The sequence below is a fragment of the Catenulispora sp. MAP12-49 genome (assembly GCF_041262705.1).
Classification (GTDB): Bacteria; Actinomycetota; Actinomycetes; order Streptomycetales; family Catenulisporaceae; genus Catenulispora.
The window spans coordinates 19,442-42,475 of record NZ_JBGCCP010000057.1 but is presented as its reverse complement, the minus strand read 5'-3'; the positions used below and the strand labels follow the sequence as shown (position 1 = coordinate 42,475).

16 protein-coding genes are annotated in these 23,034 nt (G+C 67.8%); 2 read left to right on the top strand and 14 right to left on the bottom strand.

Features of this window, described 5'->3' with window-relative positions; translation table 11 throughout:
• Positions 1-542: 542 nt before the first annotated feature.
• The 14 genes from ABIA35_RS46785 to ABIA35_RS46720 all read right to left on the bottom strand — a co-directional run bounded on the left by ABIA35_RS46785 (position 543) and on the right by ABIA35_RS46720 (position 16,877).
• Positions 543-3,476, bottom strand: coding sequence for an AAA family ATPase (locus tag ABIA35_RS46785; protein WP_370362309.1), 2,934 nt, complete (start codon positions 3,474-3,476; stop codon positions 543-545).
• Positions 3,477-3,566: 90 nt separating this feature from the next.
• Complete coding sequence (locus tag ABIA35_RS46780; protein WP_370343302.1) at positions 3,567-3,830, bottom strand: hypothetical protein; 264 nt, start codon at positions 3,828-3,830, stop codon at positions 3,567-3,569.
• 444 nt (positions 3,831-4,274) lie between these two features.
• Positions 4,275-4,481, bottom strand: a complete 207-nt coding sequence (locus ABIA35_RS46775) for a hypothetical protein (protein WP_370362308.1) — start codon at positions 4,479-4,481, stop codon at positions 4,275-4,277.
• A 93-nt stretch (positions 4,482-4,574) separates the two neighbouring features.
• On the bottom strand, positions 4,575-5,795 hold the full coding sequence (locus ABIA35_RS46770) for a glycoside hydrolase family 1 protein (protein WP_370362307.1): 1,221 nt from the start codon (positions 5,793-5,795) through the stop codon (positions 4,575-4,577).
• On the bottom strand, positions 5,792-6,679 hold the full coding sequence (locus ABIA35_RS46765; RefSeq protein ID WP_370343297.1) for an SMP-30/gluconolactonase/LRE family protein: 888 nt from the start codon (positions 6,677-6,679) through the stop codon (positions 5,792-5,794). The genes ABIA35_RS46770 and ABIA35_RS46765 overlap by 4 nt, the downstream gene beginning before the upstream one ends.
• 16 nt (positions 6,680-6,695) lie before the next feature.
• Positions 6,696-7,628: a sugar kinase gene (locus tag ABIA35_RS46760; protein WP_370362306.1), complete on the bottom strand. Its 933-nt coding sequence runs from the start codon at positions 7,626-7,628 to the stop codon at positions 6,696-6,698.
• The gene (locus tag ABIA35_RS46755) at positions 7,621-8,259 is read right to left on the bottom strand and encodes a bifunctional 4-hydroxy-2-oxoglutarate aldolase/2-dehydro-3-deoxy-phosphogluconate aldolase (RefSeq protein WP_370343294.1); all 639 of its coding nucleotides are present in this window, start codon (positions 8,257-8,259) and stop codon (positions 7,621-7,623) included. The genes ABIA35_RS46760 and ABIA35_RS46755 overlap by 8 nt, the downstream gene beginning before the upstream one ends.
• A 14-nt stretch (positions 8,260-8,273) precedes the next feature.
• Positions 8,274-9,035 carry an SDR family NAD(P)-dependent oxidoreductase gene (locus ABIA35_RS46750; protein WP_370343292.1) on the bottom strand — a complete coding sequence of 254 codons (762 nt, stop codon included), beginning with the start codon at positions 9,033-9,035 and terminating at the stop codon, positions 8,274-8,276.
• Positions 9,036-9,129: 94 nt separating this feature from the next.
• Positions 9,130-10,278 carry a galactonate dehydratase gene (gene dgoD / locus ABIA35_RS46745; protein ID WP_370362305.1) on the bottom strand — a complete coding sequence of 383 codons (1,149 nt, stop codon included), beginning with the start codon at positions 10,276-10,278 and terminating at the stop codon, positions 9,130-9,132.
• A 67-nt stretch (positions 10,279-10,345) separates the two neighbouring features.
• Positions 10,346-11,251, bottom strand: a complete 906-nt coding sequence (locus tag ABIA35_RS46740; protein WP_370362304.1) for a carbohydrate ABC transporter permease — start codon at positions 11,249-11,251, stop codon at positions 10,346-10,348.
• Complete coding sequence (locus ABIA35_RS46735) at positions 11,248-12,126, bottom strand: carbohydrate ABC transporter permease (protein WP_370362310.1); 879 nt, start codon at positions 12,124-12,126, stop codon at positions 11,248-11,250. Before ABIA35_RS46735 ends, ABIA35_RS46740 begins: the two co-directional genes overlap by 4 nt.
• 143 nt (positions 12,127-12,269) lie before the next feature.
• Positions 12,270-13,550 carry an ABC transporter substrate-binding protein gene (locus ABIA35_RS46730; protein WP_370343288.1) on the bottom strand — a complete coding sequence of 427 codons (1,281 nt, stop codon included), beginning with the start codon at positions 13,548-13,550 and terminating at the stop codon, positions 12,270-12,272.
• Positions 13,551-14,127: 577 nt separating this feature from the next.
• A complete protein-coding gene (locus ABIA35_RS46725; protein WP_370362303.1) occupies positions 14,128-15,288 on the bottom strand; it encodes an ROK family transcriptional regulator in 1,161 nt (386 codons plus the stop codon).
• Positions 15,289-15,635: 347 nt separating this feature from the next.
• Positions 15,636-16,877, bottom strand: coding sequence for an ROK family protein (locus tag ABIA35_RS46720; RefSeq protein WP_370343285.1), 1,242 nt, complete (start codon positions 16,875-16,877; stop codon positions 15,636-15,638).
• A 179-nt stretch (positions 16,878-17,056) separates the two neighbouring features.
• Here ABIA35_RS46720 and ABIA35_RS46715 point away from each other — a divergent pair, with 179 nt between their 5' ends.
• Positions 17,057-19,663, top strand: coding sequence for a ricin-type beta-trefoil lectin domain protein (locus ABIA35_RS46715; protein WP_370362302.1), 2,607 nt, complete (start codon positions 17,057-17,059; stop codon positions 19,661-19,663).
• Positions 19,664-19,998: 335 nt separating this feature from the next.
• Entirely contained in the window at positions 19,999-22,815 is a 2,817-nt protein-coding gene (locus tag ABIA35_RS46710) for a glycoside hydrolase family 3 C-terminal domain-containing protein (RefSeq protein WP_370362301.1), read from the top strand.
• The last annotated feature ends 219 nt before the right edge of the window (positions 22,816-23,034 follow it).

Here is a 23,034-nt window from a genome sequence, read left to right as displayed (position 1 = left end):
CCGCGGCTTCGGATTGGCTCGCCGCAGCACCGCCACTTCATGGCGCAGTATGAGCAACTCGAGGTCCTTGGCGGCGCCGCTGCGGCCTAACAACAGCAGCCAGGAGGCTATCCGGCAAAACAAAAGGTAGAGCAGACGCACAGACACGAGCATCATCGTCCCCTACACGGCGCCACTCCCGGGCAGCATTCGCGCAGGTGAAGCCCTATAGCAGGGTTTTTGAACCACGCACGATTTCAGCACTTCGCATATGTGCAGGTCACAGGGATCAGATCGCGACGGGCAACAGAGTCCCTCAAGGTGAAGAGTCCCAAGGTCACACACTCGCAGCATCCTGCTGTCAGACACGCCTGTCACGGCCCGACTGAGATCAACGATCTCAGCTCACGAAAGTCTTGGCAGAGCCGTAACTCTTTGACAGACCCCAGTTCCACCAATCACACAAACAGGCAGGTCAATAGCTATGCGTCCGTTCTGGCACGGTACAGGGCTGCCTCGAACGGTGTTCGGTAAGGGCGTCAACCCACGGGCAACAGAGTCCATCAGGGTACATGGAAGCCCGACTTCTGGAGTTGTGTGCGGGTGGTGTGGAGTTTTTTGAGGACGTTGGTGACGTGGTGTTCGACGGTGCGGGGGGAGAGGGAGAGGGCGTGGGCGATGTCCTGATTGGTGGCGCCGTCCGCGAGTTGGCGGGCGACCTCGGTTTCGCGGGGGGACAGTTCGGTGCCGTAGCCGCGTCGTCCGCGGGGCTGGGGTCGAGTCAGGCCGAGCTGTCGTTGGGCGCGTTGGCAGCGGGCCGCATCGGCGGGGGCACCGAGGCGGGTGTAGATCTCGGCGGCCTGGGTGAGTTCGTCGGCGGCGAGCAGGGGTTGTTGGGTTTGGTGGGCGGCAGCGGTGTGTTCGATGGCGCGGGCGGTTTGGTGGGGGCGGCCAATGGCGTTGTACATGATGCGTGCGCGGTCGAAGTCGTCGGCGGCGCTTTTGGAATCACCTTCGTGTAGTTGCAGGATGCCGCGTGCCAGGTGCAGGTCGGCGGTGGCGCCTGGGGCATCGAGGCCGTTCAGGCCGTGCTCGGCTTCACTCAGAAGTTGCCGGGCGTCAGCTTCGTGTCCGGTGGCCAGCGCGGCTTGGACGGCGACCGCTAGTACGTCATCCACGCGCGCCCAGCGACCGGTGCGGCGCAGGCGTTCTACGGGCGGCGCGATGGCGGTGTAGGCGGCCTGAGGCTTGTCGAGACTCAGGTAGATGCGGGCGGTGTCGGCAGCTATGCGAAGCACGTCGTTGAGCCCGGTGCCATCTGAGTTCTTGACCATGTCGGCAGCCCGCCCCAGGTGCTCGAGCGCTCGCGTCCACTGCCCTCGGGCAGCTGCGAGGCTTCCATGGAGTTGCTCGGCGCCACGTACTACCGTGGCCATTTCGGGGAACTCGGCTGCGAGCGCTGAGGCACGTTCGTCCAGCCGGGACCAGCGGCCGGCGCGCAAGTCCAACGCCAGCATGCAGTCACCCCCCATGGCCACCAGACCGAGATAGCCGGCCTGCCGCGAGAGTTCCATGGCCTCCTCAAGTAAATCGGGGACGCGCGCGTCGCACCCGAGCTCGAAGGCGGACGAGCCAACGTTGTAAAGAGCGCGGGCGACTTGCCGCAGGACGGCCGGGTCCTTCGAGCTTCTTGGCAGGTCACGCACCGACTCCCATACGGCGGGATCGCCATGAAGAGCCATGAGAGTCAGGCTGCTCGCCCGCACTGCGGCGCGGGCCACTTGGTCGGGGCTGTCGTGCGCGGCGGCTTCGGCGCGGCGCATCCATTGCTGCCCCTCCGCGTATGTTTCGCTGCCCGTCGCCAGCGCAACCATCGCGCGCAACAATAGTTCGGGGCGAGCACCCTCAAGTTCCCGCACGCTGCGCTCGACCGCGCGATATCCTCCTCTGGCATCGAGCGCATTGTTCGTCATGAGCAGGCCGAGGGTGAGGCGGACCTCACCGCGTACCTTGGTAGGCAGGTGCGGGTCGGACAGGATCCGACGCAGGGTGGCTATGCTGGCCGAGGATTCGGTGCTGAAGACGGCGAAACGTGCTAGGGCCAGGGCGGCTCGGGTGCGGAGCTCCACCTGCAGGTTTGGTTGATCTAGGATTTCGCGTAACAGCACCGCGGCAGTGCCCTGGTCACCGAGTGCGATGGCCTGGTCGGCGGCCTGCTCAGCCCGCTCCAGCCACACTTCGGTATCGCCGAGGGCGCGAGTGTGGTAAGCGATCTGCACCAGCGGGGGCGGCGACTGGGCCGAAAGTACCTTAACCGCATGTTGATGCAGGTCCTCGCGGCGCGGTCCGGGTATCGCCCGGTAGACCGCCTGTTGAGCTAGTGCGTGGCGGAAACCGTACCGCGCCGCCGCCGGCTCGCTCAGCACCATCGCGTCCAGAACCTCGATCAACGCCTCATCAGTCTGCACAGGGCCGAGACTGGCGACCGCACCAAGTAGCGCCCGTGCGGCCGGGACCGCGAGCACCGCCGCGGCCTGCACGATTGCCGTGGCCTGGGGGCCGAGCCCGTGCATACGGGCGGTGACCGCCTCGTGCAGTCCGCGTGGCACCCCCGCCCGAGCCAACATCGCAGCCTCGCCCCCTGTCGAGGCGAGGGTTGAACCGTCGGTAGTGAGCAGGCGGGCGCGATGAGCCGGTTCGGTCAGCGTGATCAGGTCCTCTTCCACCACCAGCGGCAGTCCGCCGCTACGCTCGAACAGCGCCCTCCCCAGCGTGGGGTTCCCGCGAGATCCGAGCACCTTACCGGCCAGTTCGTCGACCTCGGCACGCGTGAGAGGCCCGAGGTGCACCTCCGCGCCACCGGTGCCGACCGGCCGACGGTAGGCCGAGCCGAGCACCGCATCGCGATCCGGCAGGTCCTCGCGCCGGTAGGTCAGCAAAAGCCCGGCTCGACGGGGCAGGTCCCGAGCCAAGAACAGAAGCAAATCCCGGGTGGCCTCATCCGCCCAGTGCACATCCTCCACCACCAGCACCACCGGGCCAAGCGCATCCAGGATCGCGCGCACCGCCCCCACCAACTGAAACCGCGCCGCCCGCGGATCCTCCGGAACCGCAGGCGCATCGGGGAGACGACCGGCCAGATCCGGCAGCAGCACCCCGAGCGCACCGGCCTGCGAGGCAAGCTGTTTCGGTTCGGGCAGCCACGGCCCTACCAGGCGCAATGCATCCAGCACCGGGCCGAACGGCAGAGGCTCACGCAACCGGTGGCACAACCCGGTCAGCACCCGCAACCCACTGTCCGACAACTGCCGACCGGCCTCAAACACCAGCCGGGACTTACCCACACCCGCCTCACCATCCACCAGCACCACAGCTGGCGGGCTGGCCAAAGCCCCACACACGAGAACCAACTCATCCTCGCGCCCCACCATTGCGAAGCCGCGGCTTGGCGTCACGCCTTGGCCACCCGAGTTCTCACCCTTGGCCGACCATCCCATGGATTCGATTCGCCCCGCTCTAAACAGCAGGCACGCAACTGGCGGAGCCGCCGTGCTCCCACCTCGTCTACAGCTTGGAAACAAGACAAACTATACTACCGACTTCCGGCGCGCCGTCTTGACGAGGACCGATTGCCCGGCGGCGCCGGAGCAGGCGCAACGGTCGGAGACAGCCGCGACGGCGAAACAGGTTCGCGGCGTCGAACTGGCCGGGGTGATGTCCTGGAGGGCGGTGCGATCGCGCAGATCGACGCCATCCGCGCCGAGGCCGCGAAGCGGAACTCGCCGATCCACATCGTGATCGACGTAATACACGTCCTGCAATACCTGCACGCCGCCGCCCGCATCCTGCACGGCGACGACACCGACGCCGCGGTCGCCGAATGGGCCCTGACCATCCTGAACGGCAGATCAGCCGACATCGCCGACCTGCTCGCCGCCGCGGCCGAAACACGGCACAGACCCCGAGGACCGCAAGCAGATCGGCGAGACCGTCACCTACCTTCGGAACAAGAACGACTACCTGAGGTACGACACCGCCCTCACGGCCGGCTGGCCGATCGCCACCGGCATCGTCGAGGGCGCAGCCCGCCACCCTATCGCCGACCGCCTGGACATCACCGGAGCCCGCTGGTCACTGGCCGGCACCGAAGCCGTCCTAAAACTCCGGGCCCTGATTTCCAACGTTCGGCTTCGACGCCTACTGGCACCATCTCGTTGCCGAACACCGCCGCAACCACACAACCCGCTACCAGCAGCAAAACCAGCTCACAGCCTGATCGACGAAGTCACTCCGATTCATCTGCGCCCCCCGGCCAGCAACACCAGCCATGCACGATCGGCCCAGGTCAGCTTACGAGCCAGGCGCGGATCACGATGCTGTGCCACAGCAAGCTGATGACGCCGCATCAAAATCTCGACGTCTTTCGCCGCCGGATCCCGCCCGCCCAACCACAGCCACGAGAACATCCGGGCCACGACCAGATGGATCAGCTTCAACCCCACGACATGGCATCATCCCAGCTCGCAGCGATTGTCGGCACCCTCATCTCATGTGTCCGAAGACACCGGCCGGACCGTCATGGCCGATCAGATCCTCTACTCAGTCAGCCCGTTGTTCCGAGCCACCTGCCCCAGCCACCCCAGTGAAGGCTTGGGCGTCCGAACGAACGTCTCCCGATCAACCGCGATCAACCCGAACGTCGGCCGATACCCCGCAGACCACTCGAAGTTGTCGAGCAGACTCCACGCCAAGAATCCGCGCACGTCCACGCCGTCCGCGATCGCACCATGCACGCCGGCCAGCGACCCGCGCAGATAGTCGATCCGACGCGCGTCGTCCGCCGTCGCGATCCCGGTCTCCGTGATGTAGATCGGCACCCCGTCGGTCTTTTCCCAGGCACTCCGCACGCCAAGCGCCGCAGCCTCCGGGTAGTACTCCCAGCCGGCCAGCGTCTTCTCGACGTCATCAGGAACCTGACGCGGTCCGTCCGGGCCGATGATCGTGCGCGTGTAAGCTTGGACGCCGAGCCAATCGTCCCCGCGCGCGGCCTCCAGATACCAATCGTCACGCTGGTAGCCATAGTCGTGCGCCACCTGCTCGCACCCCGGCTCGGCCTGGAAGGCCTGCGTAGCGACCGTCCACCCCGACTGAATCCCCCCGACCCCGCCGAGAATCTCCCGCGACCGCCGGTGACACTCCAACAAGGTGTCGGCCACCTCCAAGTCCGGCGCCGGCAAGCCGTACGCGACCAGATCGGCCGGGTCCTCGCCGCCGGCGAGCATCGCCACGATGTTCGGCTCGTTGATCGTGCACACCATCCGGACGTCGTCGCCGAGGATCGGCAGCGCCAGCTCGGTGTACCGGGCGAACCGTTCGGCCGCCTTCGGGCTGCGCCACATGCCGTCGTCGGCGAACCAGCGCGGGACGGTGAAGTGCATCAGCGTGACCGACGGGGTGAGACCGAGCCCCAGCGCCGTTTCGACCATACGGCGGTAGTGGGCCACCGCCGCACGCGAGACCATGCCCTCCTCCGGCTCGATGCGGGCCCATTCGACGCTGAACCGGTACGTGTCCAGGCCCGCGTCGCGGAGCAGGGTCATGTCCTCGCGGTAGCGGTGGTAGCTGTCGCAGGCATCGCCGGACGGCTCGGTCATGCGGGTGTCCGGGGCGTTCTCCCGGACCCACCAGTCGCTGTTGACGTTGTTGCCCTCGATCTGGTGCGCGGAGGTTGCGGCACCCCACAAGAAGCCTTCGGGGAAGGTGAGCACGGATGATCCTCCTGTGAAATAGCCGGATGCGCAGCACGTTGCAGTCATGCCGGGACGCGTCCCTGAAACCGCGTCGCCGCCAGCCCTTGGAAATCGGTGCGCAGTCGGAAGCTGCTGCCTGACAGGGGATACCGGTGGAGTACGTCTGGTTCAAGAGCAACCGATGCCGATGTGACGATCAGCTCGGTCAGGTCCGGTCCGGCGAAGCAGCAACTGGCCAGTCGGGGTACGGGAAGCTCCACCACGGCGACGACCGCGCCGTCCGGGGCGATCCGGAGGACCGCGCCGCCGTCCCACAAAGCGCTCCACACGTGTCCGTCGGTGTCGACGGTCAGGCCGTCCGGCCCGCCGAAGCGAGGATCGATGGTGATCAGGGTTCTGGGGTTGGTGAGCGCACCGGTGGTGATGGCGAAGTCGTAGGCGGTGATGGTGCCGGGAGCGGTGTCGGTGACGTACATGGTGCTTCCGTCTGGTGACCAGCCCAGCCCGTTGGGGATGGTGAGTCCGCTGAGCATCGTGCGCACGTCGCCGTCGCCGTCCACCACACACAGGGTCCCGCAGCCGGCGGAGGCGTCTCGGGCCATCACGCCGACCCAGAAGCGACCGGCCGGGTCACATTTGCCGTCGTTGGCGCGGTACAGCGAGGCGTTGCCCGGGAGTGTGGCGAATGCGACGGTGCCGCCGTCTGGTGCCAGTCCGAGAACCTTCGTGCCGGCTGCTGCCAGCCACAGCTGCGAGGTCCAGGGCACGGCGCAGCCGATCATGTCGTGGGTCGTGGTGCGGGTGATGCGGCGCTCGGCGATGGTGACGAACGCACGGCCGTCGATGTCCACCAGGGACAGCGTCCCGGTCTCGGCGTCCCATGCGGGGCCTTCGCCCAGCAGCAGTGGCTCGTGGGCCAGTGGCTGGGGATCGTCGTGCCAGATCTTCATGGGCAGCCCCTGGTATTCAGCGGTTGATATCGGATGTCGTCGCTGTGGCGAGTTCGGCGGCGGTCGGCAGGCCTTCCCAGTCCCCGTGGGCTGCCACTGAGAAGGCCGCGACGCGGGTGGCGCTCCTCATCCGGGTCGCGGCGTCGGCGCCGTCCAGCAGGGAGGCGAGGTAGCCGGCGACGAATGAGTCGCCGGCGCCGACCGGGTCGATCTCGGTCACCTGCACGGCCGCGGCCTCGTGGACCCCTTCGGGGTCGGTGGACACCGCGCCTTGCGCGCCCATGGTGAGCACTACGGTGCGAGGTCCTAGTTCGCGAAGCGCTTTGGCGAGTGCTGGCGGGTCGTCGTCGCCTTGGGCCAGGAGGATTCGGGCTTCCTCGGTGCTTGCGAACAGCAGGTCGATGGACGGCAGAACAGGCAGGACCCAGTGCCGGAAATCCTGGGGGGACCACAGTTTGCTGCGGAAGTTGGCGTCGAAGGAGACGAACGAGGCGCGGTGTATTGCCTCGTTGACGGCGGCTGCCGCGCTGGGTGACAGTGCGGGGGTGATGGACCCGGCGTGCAAGATCTTCGCAGATTCGACCAGGCCTTCAGGCAGGTCGGCCGGTTGAAGCCGGGATGCTGCTGATCCCGCGCGGTAGTAGTGGACGCGCCGGATGTCGGCGGTTCGGCGCTCTTTGAGCATCAGCCCTGTGGGCGCCTGCGTGTCGGCTATCGCGTGGACCTCGACGCTTTCGGCTTGGAGGTCCGAGCGGATCAGTGCGCCGAGTTCGTCGTCGCCGAGCCGGCTGATCCACGCGGCGCTGTGACCCAGACGCCGCACGCCGATCGCGACCGTGGCCTCCGAGCCGGCGATCGATAAATCCAGGTGACGGCAGTGCCTTAGCGGTCCGATCCGACCCGGGGACAGTGCGGCCATGGCCTCGCCGAGAGTGACCAGGTCAGGCATGGTCGGACCCTTCGGACGCGCCGACGAACGCCGTGGCCCGCCGGCGTAGCCAGGAAAGGTCCCCGCCGGTCAAGGCATCGCCGATCAACGGTGACCCTACTGCGACCGCGATGGCGCCGCTGGCGAGCCATTGTTCAACGTCGTCCAGGCCGACGCCGCCGGTGGGCACGAACGGCAGGTCCGGGAGTGGGCCTTGGAGCGCGGTCAGGTATCGCGGTCCGACCACTGAGGCTGGGAAGAGTTTGGCGGCAGTCGCGCCGGCTCGCCACGCGGTGATCGCTTCGGTGGGGGTGAACACTCCTGGCAGCATGCCGACGCCGTGGAGTACGGCTTCGGCCACGATGTCAGGGTCCAGATGGGGGGAAACCAGGAACTCCGCACCGGCGTCGATCGCCTGCCGTGCCTGCCCCACGGTGAGCACTGTGCCGGTCCCCACGCACACGTCGGCACCGAATCGCTCGCGCATGTGCGACACCGCGGCCAGACTCCCCGGAGTCGGCAGCGTCACCTCCAGGCAGCGCACCCCAGCGTCGATGAGGGTCTCCAGGGCCGACACCAGATGGTCACCGGTGGAGGCGCGGGCGATCGCCAGTATTCGGTGGGCGGTCAGGGTTTTCAGCAGGTCCGGCATGTGTCCTTCTTCGTTCACTCGCCGGACCAGGCGGTGCGGCCGCCGTCGACGACGATGGTCTGTCCGGTGATGTAGGCCGCTCCTGCGGAGGCCAGGAACTCGACGACTGGGGCGACATCGCCGGGGTTGCCGATGCGTCCCAGCGGGATGCGGTTGCGGATTGCGGTGAGTTCGGCTTCGGTGGCCAGGTCCCAAGGGGTGGTGTAAATGCTGCCCAGGCAGATCGCGTTGACGCGGATCTGCGGGGCGCAGTCGACGGCCAGCTGCCGGGTGAGGGCTTCCAGGGCGCCCTTGGCAGCGGCGTAGGCGGCGTGATCCTTGAACCCGGATCTGGCGTGGATCGACGTGGTCACCACGACTGATCCGCTGGCCTGATCGAGCAGGGCCCGGCAGGCCCGCACGCCTTGGAACGCCCCGATGACGTGGACGTCCAGCAGGTTTTCCCAATCCTGGAGGCCGTCGGCGTTCAGCGGTGTTCGGGCGCTGGTTCCGGAGTTGAAATACAGCAGGTCCAGTCTGCCCCAGGTGGCCGTCATCTCGGCCTGGAGCTGTTGCCATCCTTGTTCGGAGGCGACGTCCAGGTGGTGGTAGTGCGCATCGGCGCCGCCCTCGCGCAGCTGCGCCGCGGCACCGGCGCCACCGGCGTCGTCGATGTCGGTCAGGATCAGCGTCCAGCCCCGCGCGCCCAGCAGCGCGGCGGTGGCACGGCCGATGTCACCGGCCGCGCCGGTAACCAGGGCGACGCGGCGGACCCGGCCTGCGGCGGTGTCTGTCATGAGTTCCTGGCCTCCAGGGGTTAGGGAGCAGCGATCCGTGACCCAGATATCACGCGGCCCGGTCGTTTTGCCGACTTCGCCACGTTCTGCCGGCTCACCATTCGGCGTATGAACCGTCAGCGTGCTGCCAGATCGGAGGTCGCCAGGCGTGTCCGGCTGCGGCGGCCTCCTTCACGACCTCCTCATTGATCTCGATACCGAGCCCCGGAGCAGTAGGCCGGGCAATACAGCCGTCGGCCATCGCGAACACCGACGGGTCTTTGAGGTAGCCCAGCAGTCGATTGTCGTCATCGGTGTACCCGATGCCCAGGCTCTGCTCCTGGATCAGGAAGTTCGGAGCGGCGAAGTCCACTTGCAGGCTCGCGGCCAGTGCGATCGGCCCGAGCGGGCAGTGCGGGGCCAGGGCGACGTCGAATGTCTCGGCAGCGGCGGCGATGCGGCGCACCTCGGATATACCGCCGGCGTGCGACAAGTCGGGCTGAGCCACCGCGATACCGGCGGCGAGCACCTCAGCGAACTCCCGGCGGGAGAACAGCCGCTCGCCGGTCGCGATCGGGATGGACGTCGAGGCGACGATCCGTCGCAGGTTGCCGGAGTGCTCGGGCAGAACCGGTTCCTCGACGAACATCGGCCGCATCGGCTCCAGCAGCGGCAGCATGACCAAGGATGCCGCGGTGCTGAATCTGCCGTGGATGTCGACGGCGATGTCGACCCGCTCTCCCACTGCCTGGCGCAGCGCCCACATCCGCTCGGCCCAGGCGGCGAAGTCGGCGGCCGAGGGTAGCGGCGCGGCGGCCTCGGTGAGGTTGACCTTTACCGCGGTGAAGCCCTGGCTCACCTTCTCCCGCGCGTCGGCCGCCAGGGACTCTGGGGTGTCGCCGTGTACCCACGTGTACATCCGCGCCTTCTCCCGGACGGCGCCGCCGAGCAACTGGTACACCGGAACGCCCAGGGCGCGGCCGGCGATGTCCCACAGCGCCTGGTCAATACCGGCCACGGCGCTGGACATGATCGGGCCCCCCCGGTAGAAACCGGACTTGGTCAGCACCTGCCAGTGCCGCTCGATCCGCCGGGGATCCTTGCCGATGAGGTATTCGAAGAAGGTGTCGACGACGGCGCGGACAGCCTCGGCCCGGCCTTCCACGATCGGCTCGCCCCAGCCGCTGACCCCCTCGTCGGTGTCGACGCGCAGGAACAGCCAGCGCGGTGCGACAAGGAAGGTCTCCCACCCCGTGATCTTCATGCGAACTCCAAGAACGTCAGTCGCCGTCGGCGGTTTCGGTGTCGGGACAGGCAGCGCGCCCGCATGGTCAGCCCTTGACGGCGCCGCCGCTCATGCCCTCGACCATCCGGCGCTGGAACAGCGCGAACAGGACCAGGAGCGGAGCTATACCCAGCAGGGCAGCCGGGAACAGATCGGTCGGCTGCACGATCTTGGAATCCATCAAGGCGTAGGCGTTCACCATGACGGTGCGCTGGCCGGGGTCCTGCAAGAAGATCAGCGGGACCAGCAAGTCGTTCCAGACAGTGAGGGTCACGAACAGCAGCAGCGTCGCGGTGACCGGCCACAGTAGCGGGAAGTAGATCGAGAAGAAGGTTCGCAGCCGTCCGGCGCCGTCTATCTCTGCTGCCTCCCGCAGGGCTCCGGGGATGGTGCGGACGAAGCTCGTGTAGAAGAACACTGCTACCGGCAGGTTCATCGCCGCGTAGATCAGGATCACGCCCTGGGTGGTGCCCAGCAGGTTCAGGTCACGCATCAGCAGATACAGAGGCGCGACGAACACGAACAGCGGCACCGCCATCCCCGCCATGAACAGCCGATAGGTCCAGCGCGACCAGCCCCGGGTGGTCAGCCCGAGCGCGTAGCCGGCCATTGACCCGAGCACCACGACCACCAGACAGGCGCCGCCGGTGATCAGCACCGTGTTCCACACGCTGTGCGGATACTGCATCGCCGAGATCACCCGGGAGAAGTTACTGAAGGTCACATGCGTGGGGAATCCGATCGGATGCGCCGCGACGTCCTCGGGCGTGCGCAGCGACGTGCCCAACGCATACAGGAACGGCGCGACGAAGACGACCACCAGCACAGTTCCGGCGGCCTTGCGAAGCATCCCGGCCGCGTCGGCGTGCTTCCGGTTCGGCGACGGCTGCGGCGTCCGGCGGCGCGCGGGCGCGACCCGGCGACCGGCGCCGGGCTTGCTCAAGGTGCTCACAGGACATGCCCTTCACGACGACGAAGCAGGGTGTTGGTACCGGTCGCCAGCACGACCACCACGGCCAGCAGCAGCACCGACAAGGCGGTGCCGTAACCGAGCTCACCGTCCGTGAAGATCGTCTGATAGATCAGCAGACCGAGGGTGTCAGTGGAGCCGGCCGGGCCGCCATTGGTCATTACCAGCGGCAGTTCCAGCACCCGCAGGCAGCCCATCAGCGACAACGTCACCGCGACCGTGACCGAGGGCGCGAGCATCGGCCACTCGACCCGCCAGAACACCTGCGCCCGCGTGGCACCATCCAGCCGGGCCGCCTCGGCCAGGTCCTGGGGGACAGTCCGCAGCCCGGCGGCGAAGATCGACGCGGAGAAGCCGGCGTACATCCAGATGTTCACGAACGCGATGGCATACAGCGCGGTCGAGGGATCGCCGAGCCAGACCTGGCTCAGGGCACCCAGACCGACCGCTTTCAGCAGCGAGTTGATCGCACCGTCCTGCTGGTACAGCGAGGACCAGATATAGGACGCCATGACCCCCGACAGCAGCGCCGGGGTGAGCAGCACCACCGCCAGAGCCTTGCCGTAGGCGCCCCAGCGCCGCAGCATCAACGCCAGGCCCAGGCCGATGGCGTTCTGGACCACGACCACTACGACGGTGAACACCAGGGTGTGCCACAGGGCCGGCCCCAGATTGACGTCGTGCGCCATCGCGCGATAGTTCGCCAGCCCCACGTTGTCGGCCGTCGGGCCGCCTGTGGAGTCGGTCAGGCTCAGCGGAATCGCCTTCACCAGGGGGTACAGCATCAGCAACGTGTACAAAGCGATCGCCGGCACCGCGAACGGCACCAGACTTCGGCTGCGCGTCAGGGGTGGCATCCTCACCGGTGGCTCCTCTCGCCGAATCCCCGCAGGCTGCGGCACCGGGGGTTCGGTCGTCCGGGCGGACCGCCCGAAGACAGATGGATGGGGTCGTCAGACTGCGGGCGACCCGCTCAGGTGGCCGCCCGCAGTCGCACGGATCAGCCCTTGGCGGCGGCGTCGTAGGCCGCGAGGGTCTTGTCGACCGAGGCCTGGCCCAGCAGCAGCGCCTGCGAAGCACTCGTCATCGCGGTCTGCGCCTTGCCGCCGGCCCATCCGTTCTCCGGCAGCACCCAGAAGTGCCCGGCGCCGACAGCGCTGATGAAAGCCTCCGCCCCGGGAATGGCGGGGGTGCTGACCGACTTGAACGGCGATACCGCGGCCTCGGCACTCAGGTACTGGGTCAGGTTGTCCGAGGCGGCCCAGAACTTCAGGTACTCCTCGGCCTCGGCCTTGTGCTTGGTCGCGGCGTTGATCGTCCACATCGTCCCGACCGCGGTCGTGGCCATCGGAGCGTCCGCGGCCTCCCCTCCGGGCCACGGCGAGAACTGCAGCTGGTCCACCCCCTTGGCGAGGTCGCTCATCGACCAGGAGCCCTGCAGCAGGAAGGCGGACTTGCCGGCCTTGAAGTCCTGGGTGCCCTGCGACCACTCGTCCACGCCCAGCTGCGCCTTGTAGTCGATCAGCCCCTGCGAACCCAGGTCGAGGACCTGCTGCACGGACTTCTTCCAGCCCGCGTCGGCAGCGAAGGTGGCCTTGCCGGAGACGAGGTCGTCGGTCCACGTGGGGTTCGCGGCGAACACATTCGAAGCCGCGGTGGCGTTAATCGCCGCGTACACGGTCCAGCCGCTCTTGTCCGGCAGAGCCAGCCCCGGCTGCCCTGCCTTCTTCAGCGCCTGAAGGTCGGATATGAGCTCGCTCCAGGTCGCCGGGGCCTTGTCGATGCCGGCGGCCTTGAGCAGCTTCATGTTGCTGAACAGGCCGATGCCGGTCAGCTCGTTCGGCTCGGCGATCACCTTGCCCTGTACGGTCGCCAGCGGCTTCACCGGCGCCGACAGGTCCGACACCCACGGCTGGTCCGACAGGTCGGCCACATAACCGGACTTGGCCCAGCGCGGCGCGTCCGCGGTGCTGGCCATCACGACGTCCTCGGCGGTTCCGCCGAGGAACTCCGCGTTCAGCTTCTGGGTGTAGGCGCTCGACGGCGCGAACGTGTAGTCGATCTTGACGTTCGGGTGCGCCGCCTCGAACGCCGCGTTGATCTCCTTCATGTGGGCCGGCTCGGCGGTGCCGCCCTTCCAGCCGACCACCTTCAGCGTCACCTGCCCGCCGGAGCCGTTCGACCCGGTCGATCCGGAGCTCTTGGAGCTGGAACAGGCCGACACGGTGAGCGCCGCTGTGGCGGCCAGCACGCCGAGCGTCACGAAAGCCTTGTTGCGCATGCGCTTCCTCCTTCAGATGGGCCGGGCTGCGGCCCGAGAACGACCGTGGATTCGTTGAAGAACTCGGCGGCGACGGGGGCGAACTGCCGTCGAGAGGGCTCCTGCAGGTACACGACCCCGGACGCGACTCGCCCCCGACAGATGGGAACCGTCACTGCCTTTTCCGGTTTTCCAGCGGGTTGCGCGACCGGACCGTGGTGGTGGAGTCCTACTCGCGCCCGCACCGGGCAGCCGCCGCCTGGATCAGCAGGTTCGCGCTGAACCAGGAGAGGAGAACCGCTCGTGCCGGAACTCTAGGCCGGGCCTCGAAAGTGTGTCAAGCATGTTGACGAACATGCAACGCGAACCGAGACATGGCCGTTACTTCGTCTTTAATATTGACCAAGTGGTGCGCGGTGTTGGGGAGCGGGCGGCAGGCGGCGCATGATGTCGGAAGTACAGGCGCTCCCGTCGAAGGCTCACCAGCGTGCTTGTCCGTCCCGGCGCCAGGCGTCGTGCAGACACAAGCAAACGCCCTTGGCCTCCCGATGACAATGGGTTGACCAAGGGCGTTGCGTGGGCGGGCGCTGGCGGTGGGTCAGTTCGCGAGCATGGCCACCAGGTTTGCCGTGTCTCCGTGTACCAGCGCGACACCGCCCACGGCCCCGGCGCGTACGCCCAGATCCAGCCCTGAGGGCACGACGTCGACGTCGCGGACCAGGGAAAGCGCATAGCGACGGATCGCCGCTCGCATCGGGTCCAGCAACACGTCACCGGCGGCGGCCAGCTCACCGCCCACGACGATGCGGCCCGGGTTGAGCAGGTTGCACAGGCCGGCCAGAACCTGCCCGGTGACCTGTCCGACGTCGGCGAGCACCCCGGCGCAGGCCCGGTCGCCGGCGGCGCAGCGGCTCAGGACGTCGCCGATCACGGCATCCGGGCCCAGGTGGGGACGAAGCGCGTTCAGCACGGCGGGAATCCCGGCGGACAAGACCAAGCAGCCGCGGTTGCCGCAGGCGCAGGCCGGTCCGTTGATGTCCACCGAGACGTGTCCCAACTCGCCCGCCGCCCCGACCGCACCGCTGAAAGGCCGCCCGTTGACGATCAGACCCGAACCGATCCCGCTGGACAGGCAGACGTAGAGCAACGTGTCCACGCCCTGGCCGGCGCCCCAGCGAGCCTCGGCGATCGCCTCCAGTCGGGTGCTGTTCTCAATCCACACCGGCACGCCCAGACGCCGTTGGAACTCCTCGGCGGCATGCACGTGCGACCAGGGCTGACCCGGCAGTGACACCCCGACATGGCCGGTGGCCCGATCGACGGGCCCCGGCACTCCGATACCGGCCCCCAGGATCAGCGAGGGTTCCAGGCCGCGCTCGGCCAGCAGCTTGTGCAGGATCTCCATGGCCACATCGATCCGGTCCAGCCAGCTCAGACCGATGTCCACGGTGGCCCCCTCGCTACCGACCTCGTTCCAGCCCAGGTCGCCGATGTGGACCCAGACCCGGTCGAATGTGAAGTCCATCCCGACGATCAGTGCCGCCGCCGGATTCACGACAAGGCTCTCCTTGGCGCGGCCGTCGGCGTTCTCGGCCGACTCGTCGGTTTCGACGACCAGACCGCGCTCGAGCAACTCGGTGACGACGATCGAAGCGGTGGTCCTCGACACGTTGGCACGCCGAGCCAGCTCCGCACGGTGCATCGGACCGTCCGTGAGCAGCACCTCGAGCATCAGCTCCCGGTTGCTGCGACGGAACACCTTGCGCGCTGCTCCACCGCTACGATCCACGTTTCCAACCCCCACGGCCTCACTCATCTGAACAGGTTACACATTCATAACAGTGTCAACGAATCGGACGCAATGCCTTGCCGGTGCGGAGTCACTGCCGCAGCCGCGCGCATCTTTGTCTGCTCTTCTGACGCAACGGACTTCAGGGTCGACGGTCGCGGCACCGATGGGCATGGCGCACGGCCCGGCGGCCCCAGGAGAGTCGCCAGGGTGGATCGCGAGATCCAGCACAGGCTGCTTGCCTTGTCGTCCGGCCCATGGACACAGACGCCGGAGGCATCCGGATCATCTTCGGGTGAAAGCAGAGTCCTGAGTAGTTACCGGGCGAGTGCGGCTGCCAAGGCTGCGGTGTCGCTCTGCACCAGCGCCGCCCCGCCGACGGCGCCGGCACGCACGCCCAGGTCCAGTTGCACGGGGACCACCTCGACTTCACGGACCAGCGAGAGCGCGTAGCGGTGGATAGCCTCACGCAGCGGCTCGAACAGCACCGCCCCCGCACCGGCCAACTCGCCGCCGATGACGATCCGCTCCGGGTTCAGCAGGTTGCACAAGCTGGCCAGAGCGCGTCCGACGATCGCGCCGGCGTCGGCCAGCACACCGGCGCAGGCGCGGTCCCCCTGCGCACAGTGGCGAAGGACATCCTCGATAGTGGTCTGCTCGCCGAGGTGCGGACGTAGCGCAGCCAAGATCGCCGGTATCCCGGCGTACAGGACCAGGCAGCCGCGGTTGCCGCAGCCGCAGGCCGGACCGTTGATGTCGACCGAGACGTGTCCCAGTTCCCCGGCGGCGCCGACCGCTCCGCTGTAGGCGCGGCCGCCCACGATCAAGCTGGAGCCGATTCCGCTGGACAGGTTGACGTACAGCAGGCTGTCGATGTCGCGACCGGCACCCCAGTTGGCCTCGGCCACCGCCTCCAGCCGGGTGCCGTTCTCGATCGACACCGGGATGCCGAGCCGCCGTTCGAACTCCTCAGCGGCGTGGACGTGCGACCACGGCTGCCCCGGCAGCGAGACGCCGACATGACCGGTCGCCTTGTCCACCGGACCCGGCACGCCGATCCCGGCGCCAAGGATCGAGTCGGCGTCAAGGTGCCGCTCGGCGAGCATCTCGTGCAGGACGGACATCGCGGCATCTACCCGCTCCAGCCAGGCCATACCCTCGTCCAGGACCGCCCCGCGACTGGCGATCTCCTTGCCGCTCAAGTCGGTGAGATGGATCCAGACCCGGTCGAAGATGAAGTCCATCCCCAGGATCAGCCCCGCGCCCGGCGCTAGTGCCAGCGACTCCTTGGCCCGGCCGTCGGCCGACGGCGAGGCTTCGTCGGTCTCCACGACCAGGCCCTGCTCCATCAGTTCGGCCACCAGCGTGGATGCGGTCGTGCGGGACACGTCGGCACGCCGGGCCAGCTCGGCCCGGTGCATGGGCCCGCTGGTCAGCAGCAGCTCGAGGACCCGCTCGCGGTTGGTGCGGCGCAGCAACTTGAGCGCTCCACCGGTCCTGCTTCCGGTCACGACCTGCACCCCTTTGATGGTGAGTTTCCCCTGTGTGTCCAAAGACATGACACGGCGAGGCGCCTTCGCGGCTCCCCTCCCACCACAGGGTAGCTGCCAGCCGATTTGCCAGGACACCCAGGGCTCTCTACCGCGGATTTATGTCCAAAGTATTGACACATCATGACGGGGGGGATCACGATGCGATCCCATCAACTCCGCTCTGAGCCTGCCCCCTAGGAGGAGCAGTGTCCCTGACCCTCACTCAGCGATCGGCCCGATGGGCCGTCGCGCTAGCGGTCGCCGCGGCGCCCGCGTTCACCACGATCGCCGCGGCCCCCGCCGCCCAGGCGGCGGCCGGGGCCACCGGCGAGATCGTCGGCATCGCCGGCAAGTGTGTCGATGATGCCGGCGGCTCCACCCAGAACGGCACCAAGATCGAGGTGTGGGACTGTAACGGCACCTCGGCGCAATCCTGGTATGTCGGTTCTGACGGAACCCTTCACCTCGGCGGACCCAACGGCAAGTGCCTGGAGACTGCCGGCCAGGGCACGACGAACGGAATCGGCGTCGACCTGTCGGATTGCACCGGCGGCTCCAGCCAGAAGTGGACGCCGGATGCGAACGGGCGACTGGTCGGAACCGCCTCCGGCCGCTGTCTCGACGCCCCCGGCGGAAGCGCGACCAACGGCCTGCAACTGGATATTTACGACTGCAACCCCACCGCTGCGCAGCAGTGGTCGCTGCCCGACGGCCTCGCCCTGGCGGCGTCGGCGCTGTCCGGCCAGAACGCCGTGGTGGGCGCGGCGACCGGTCTGCGACCGGCCGCGTCCGGCGGCACGGCCCCGTACGCCTGGTCGGCCACCGGCCTGCCCCCCGGCATGGCGATGAACTACATCAACGGCACCGTGCAAGGAGCACCGACCTCCCCCGGCACCTACACCGCCACCCTGACCGCGACCGACCTGAAGGGTGCGATCGCCAGCACCACGTTCACCTGGACCGTCTCCGCGCCCAGCAGCGGCACCGCCTGGTATCTGGACTGCTCGGCAGCCACCGGCGGCAACGGCAGCCAGGGCTCGCCCTGGAACACCGTGGCCTCGGCGGACGCCCACACCTTCGCCCCCGGTGACAGCCTGCTGCTCAAGCGCGGAACCACCTGCACCGGGCAGCTCGCACCCCGGGGCAGCGGCACCGCCGCCGCGCCGATCACCCTCGACGCCTACGGCACCGGCGCCAACCCGACGGTCGCAGGCAACGGCGTCGCGGCCGCCGGCAGCCCGGCCCTCGGAGGCGGGGCGGTGCAGCTGACCGACCAGAGTTACTGGATCATCCAGAACCTGAAGGTCACCAACCACGCCGGCGCCGAGGCCCGCCGTTCCGGCATCGACATCCTGGTCGACGACAAGACCGAGCACGACGGCATCACGATCCGCGACACCGAGGTCACCGACGTCACCGGATTCTCCGACCGCGGCGCGAACTACAAGGACTTCTACCTCTCGCACGGCATCGGCGTGGACCTGCCCTATGACGGCGGCTTCGTCAAGGGCCTGACCATCGCCGACAACTACGTCCACGACCTGCACGGCAACGGCATCGGCCTCTACGGTGACCAGGACACCGGGAACAACAACAACGCGGTGCGCAACCAGCAAGTCCTCATCCAGGGCAACACCCTGAAGGACATCTCCAACGACGGCATTGTCGTGTGCGTCTCGGACTCGCCGCTGATCGACCACAACACCGCCGACCAGCTCGGCTGGACCGCGGTCAACGCCGTCCTGATCGCCGGGATCTGGGGCTGGGGCGACACCAACCCCACCTTCCAGTTCAACGAGGTCTCCAACATCACCCTCCAGAGCCACGACAGCGAGGCCTGGGACTGCGACGGCTACATCACCGGTACCTGCACCTATCAGGACAACTACGACCACGACAACGCCGGCGGCATCCTGCTGGACTGCGTCGGGTGCGGCGGTGCCGAGGCGACCGTGATCGTCTACCGGCACAACGTCTCGGTCAACGACTGCCGCATCATCAACATGAGCGGCAACCTCGCCTCGTACCGGTTCTCCAACAACACCATCGACTGCGGGACCAAGACCTGGGACACGAGCAGCCCCGCCCCGTCCTACGCCGAGTTCGACAACAACATCTTCCGCGGACCGTCCGGATCGGCCGTATGGGTCCCGTCCGGACCGACCTACGCGAACAACACCTTCATCGGCTTCGCCGCCGCAGGCTACAACGCCTCCACCGCCGACCCCCAGTTCGTCGGCCCCACCGGGGACACCTACGGCATCGCCACGCTCGGCGGCTACCAGCTCTCGGCCGGATCCCCGGCACTGGCCAGCGGCACGGTCATCCCGAACTGGGGCCAGGAGATACCCGCCAACGACGGCCAGGACCTGTGGGGCAACCTGAACGGCACGGTCCCCAACCGTGGCGCCTACTCCGGCGCAGGCACCGGAGCGCCGACCCGCATCGACGACACCGCAGCCAGTTACACCGGCTCCTGGGACAACGCCGGCTGCGCGGGCTGCTACGGCGGAGCCAACCACTACACCAACTCCACCGGCGCCGCGGCGAGCACCACGGTCACCGGATCCACCATCTCAGTGTTCGCCTCGCAAACCTCGGACAACGGCATCGCCGCGATATCCATCGACGGCGGCCCGGCCGTGAACGTGAACCTGTACACCCCGGGCTCCGCCGTCTTCGGCCAACTGGTGTTCACCAGCCCGCGTCTCACCTACGGCAGCCACACCGTCACCATCACCTGCACCGGGCAGTCTGACCCGCGCAGCAGCGGCACCTACGTCAGCCTCGACAGTTACACCGCTGCCAGCTGACGGAACCCCTCGTGGCGTGCGCCGCCGAGTGGGCCGGACGGCGCATGCCACCGCACAGCGCGCCAGCCGACGCGGCATGCCCATGTCGGCCTTCAAACCCATCACGATCACCGATCCAGAAAAGGCCATGGCTTCACCCCATCGAACAGAAAGGACACGAGACCGCCATGAAGAGTAGAATCAGACCCCTGATTGTTGCCTGCCTCCTCGTAGCCCCGCCTGGGCTTGCCGCCTCAGCGATGATCGCGGCACCGACCACCGCGCACGCCGCAAGCTGCCCGTGGGTCGGCTCGACCGCCTCACCGGACCAGAAGGCTGATCAGGTCATCGCCGCTATGAGCGTGACCGACGAGGTCAACCTGGTGACCGGCACCGGCGGGGCATATACCGGGAACATCGCCGCGAACCCCGCTTTGTGTATCCCGGCGCTGAACCTGATGGACGGTCCGGCCGGGATCGGGCACTCCTCGTTCGGTGTCACCCAGCTGCCCGCGCCGGTGGCCGGCGCCGCGAGTTTCGACACCGCCGCCGAGCAGCAATACGGCACGGTCGTCGGACAGGAGGTGGCCGGCAAGGGCGGGAACGTTTCGCTGGGCCCGACGGTCAACATCGTGCGCGACCCGCGCTGGGGCCGGGCCTTCGAGTCCTTCGGTGAGGATCCGTATCTGGCCGGGAAGATCGGCGCCGCCGAGATCACCGGCGTCCAGAACCAGGGCGTGATGGCCCAGGTCAAGCACCTGGCCGCGTACAACCAGGAGACCAACCGCGAAAATACTTCCTCGCCGCTGGACGACGCGGTCGTTGACACCCGCACCATGCAGGAGACCTACCTCGGGGCGTTCCAAGCCGCGGTCAACGCCGGGGCTGCTTCGGTGATGTGCTCCTACAACCAGGTCACCACCACCACACCTGGCAACGAATCCGACTGGGCCTGCCAGAACAACTACCTGCAGAACACGGTCCTCAAAGGCCAGTTCGGCTTCCCCGGGTTCATCACCTCGGACTGGCGGGCCACCCACTCCACCGCCCAGGCTGCGAACTACGGCCTGGACATGGAGATGCCCGGCGCCGGCTTCTTCGGCTCGAACCTGACCGACGCAGTGAACTCCGGGCAGGTGCCCAAGTCCAGGCTGGACGACATGGCGCACCGCATCCTGCGCGAGATGTTCGCCTTCGGCCTGTTCGACCGGCCCCCGACCGGATCCCCAGACGCCACCGTCACCAGCTCGGCCCACACCGCCACCGCGCTGCAAGTCGCCGAAGAAGGCACCGTCCTGCTGAAGAACTCCAACGTACTGCCGCTGGGATCCACGACGCACTCGATCGCGGTGATCGGCGATGACGCGGGTCCCCAGACCCTTTCCCGCGGTGGCGGGTCCGCCGAGGTCATCCCGCCGTATGTGGTGACCCCGTACCAGGGCATCGCGAACCGGGCCGCCCGCTCCGGGATCGGCGTCAGCTACGCGTCGGGTCCCCGGAACAACGGAGCCCTGCCGGACATCCCGGCCAGTGCCCTGGGTAGCGTCACCGGTCAGTACTTCAACGGCACCGACCTGTCCGGCACGCCGCTGGCCACCCGCACCGACGACACCGTCGACTTCAACTGGAACGGCGAACCCCCTGTTCCGGGCCTGGGCAACAGCAACTGGTCGGCGAAGTGGACCGGCACCCTGACCCCGCCGACCACCGGCACCTACACCTTTTCCCTGACCAGCGACGACGGCAGCCGCCTGTACGTCAACGGCCAGCAGGTGATCGACATGTGGCAGGACCAGGCCTCCACCACCAGGACCGGCACCATCTCGCTGACCGCGGGGCAGCCGGTGTCCATCGAGGTCGACTACTTCCAGGGCGGCGGCGGCTCCAACGTCACTCTGGGCTGGCAGCCGCCGGGCACCCCTGATGCACTGACCCAGGCCAAGAACGCCGCGCAGAGCGCCGACGTCGCAGTCGTCTTCGCCGGCACCTACGAGGCGGAGTACGACGCCGTCGGCGGCTCCGGAGGCGACCTGGCCTCCATCGACCTGTCCGCCAACGACAACAACCTCATCCAGCAGATCGCCGCCGTGAACCCGCACACCATCGTGGTCCTGAACAACGGCTCCGCCGTCACGATGCCGTGGATCAACCAGGTCGCCGGGGTCTTCGAGGCCTGGTATCCGGGACAGGAGGGCGGCAACGCTATCGCCGCCCTCCTGTTCGGCGACGTCAACCCCTCCGGCAAACTGCCGGTGACCTTCCCCGCCAGCCTGACCGACATCCCGGACTCCACTGCGGCACAGTGGCCCGGCACCAGCGATCAGGTGCAGTACGCCGAAGGCTCACAAGTCGGCTACCGCTGGTACGACGCCCAGAATAAGACCCCGCTGTTTCCCTTCGGTTACGGCCTGACCTACACCAGCTTCGGGTTCTCCAACCTGAACGTCACCGGCCCGGACTCCTCCGGCACGATCACCGCGACCGCCACCGTCACCAACACCGGCCCGGTCGCAGGCTCCGAAGTGGCACAGCTGTACCTGACCTCACCGGCCAGCGCCGGCGAGCCGCCCAAACGGCTCAAGGGCTTCTCCCGTGTCACCTTGAACCCCGGTGACTCGACAACGGTCAGCTTCACCCTGTCGCAACAGGACTACAGCAGCTGGTCCACCGCCACCAACGGCTGGATCGCCCCCAGCGGAACCTACACCGTCTCCGTCGGCGACTCCTCCCGCAACCTGCCCCTGACCGGCACATTCACCGTCAACGGCACCAACCCCAGCGGCGAAACCATCGCCGGCGTCGCCGCCAACCTGTGCCTGGACGACAAGTGGGCGTCCACCCAGGACAACAACCCCATCTACATATACGCCTGCAACGGCACCGGAGCCCAGAACGTTCAGGTGATTCCGGATGCGACAGACGGAACCGTCACCCTGCACATCCTCGGCAAGTGCGTCGACGTCAGTAATGGCGCAACCGACAACTACACCCTGGTACAGCTGTACGCCTGCAACCCCTCCGGTGCACAGCGCTGGGTACCCCAGCCCAACGGGGCACTGAAGAACCCGCAATCCGGACGCTGCCTGGACGACCCAGGAGCGGTCCTCAACCCCAAACAACTGCAGATCTACGACTGCAACGGAACTGCCGCCCAAGCCTGGCGCATTCCCTGATCGTCCGCTGCGGCGGGCTCCCTCCAGAGCCCGCCGCAGCTCCTCGCGTCAAAACCGGCGGTCATCGCCGGGTCTGGGCAAGCTGCGGATCGGATCACCGCCGGCGACGGGTTCAAGCAGGTCGACGATCGGCTCAGGCATGCTGCGGGCGACGCTCGCCTGGCTGTGCTCGCCCAGCGAGTCCAAGCCTGGGCGGACCGCGCGGCTTGGTCGGGCGCG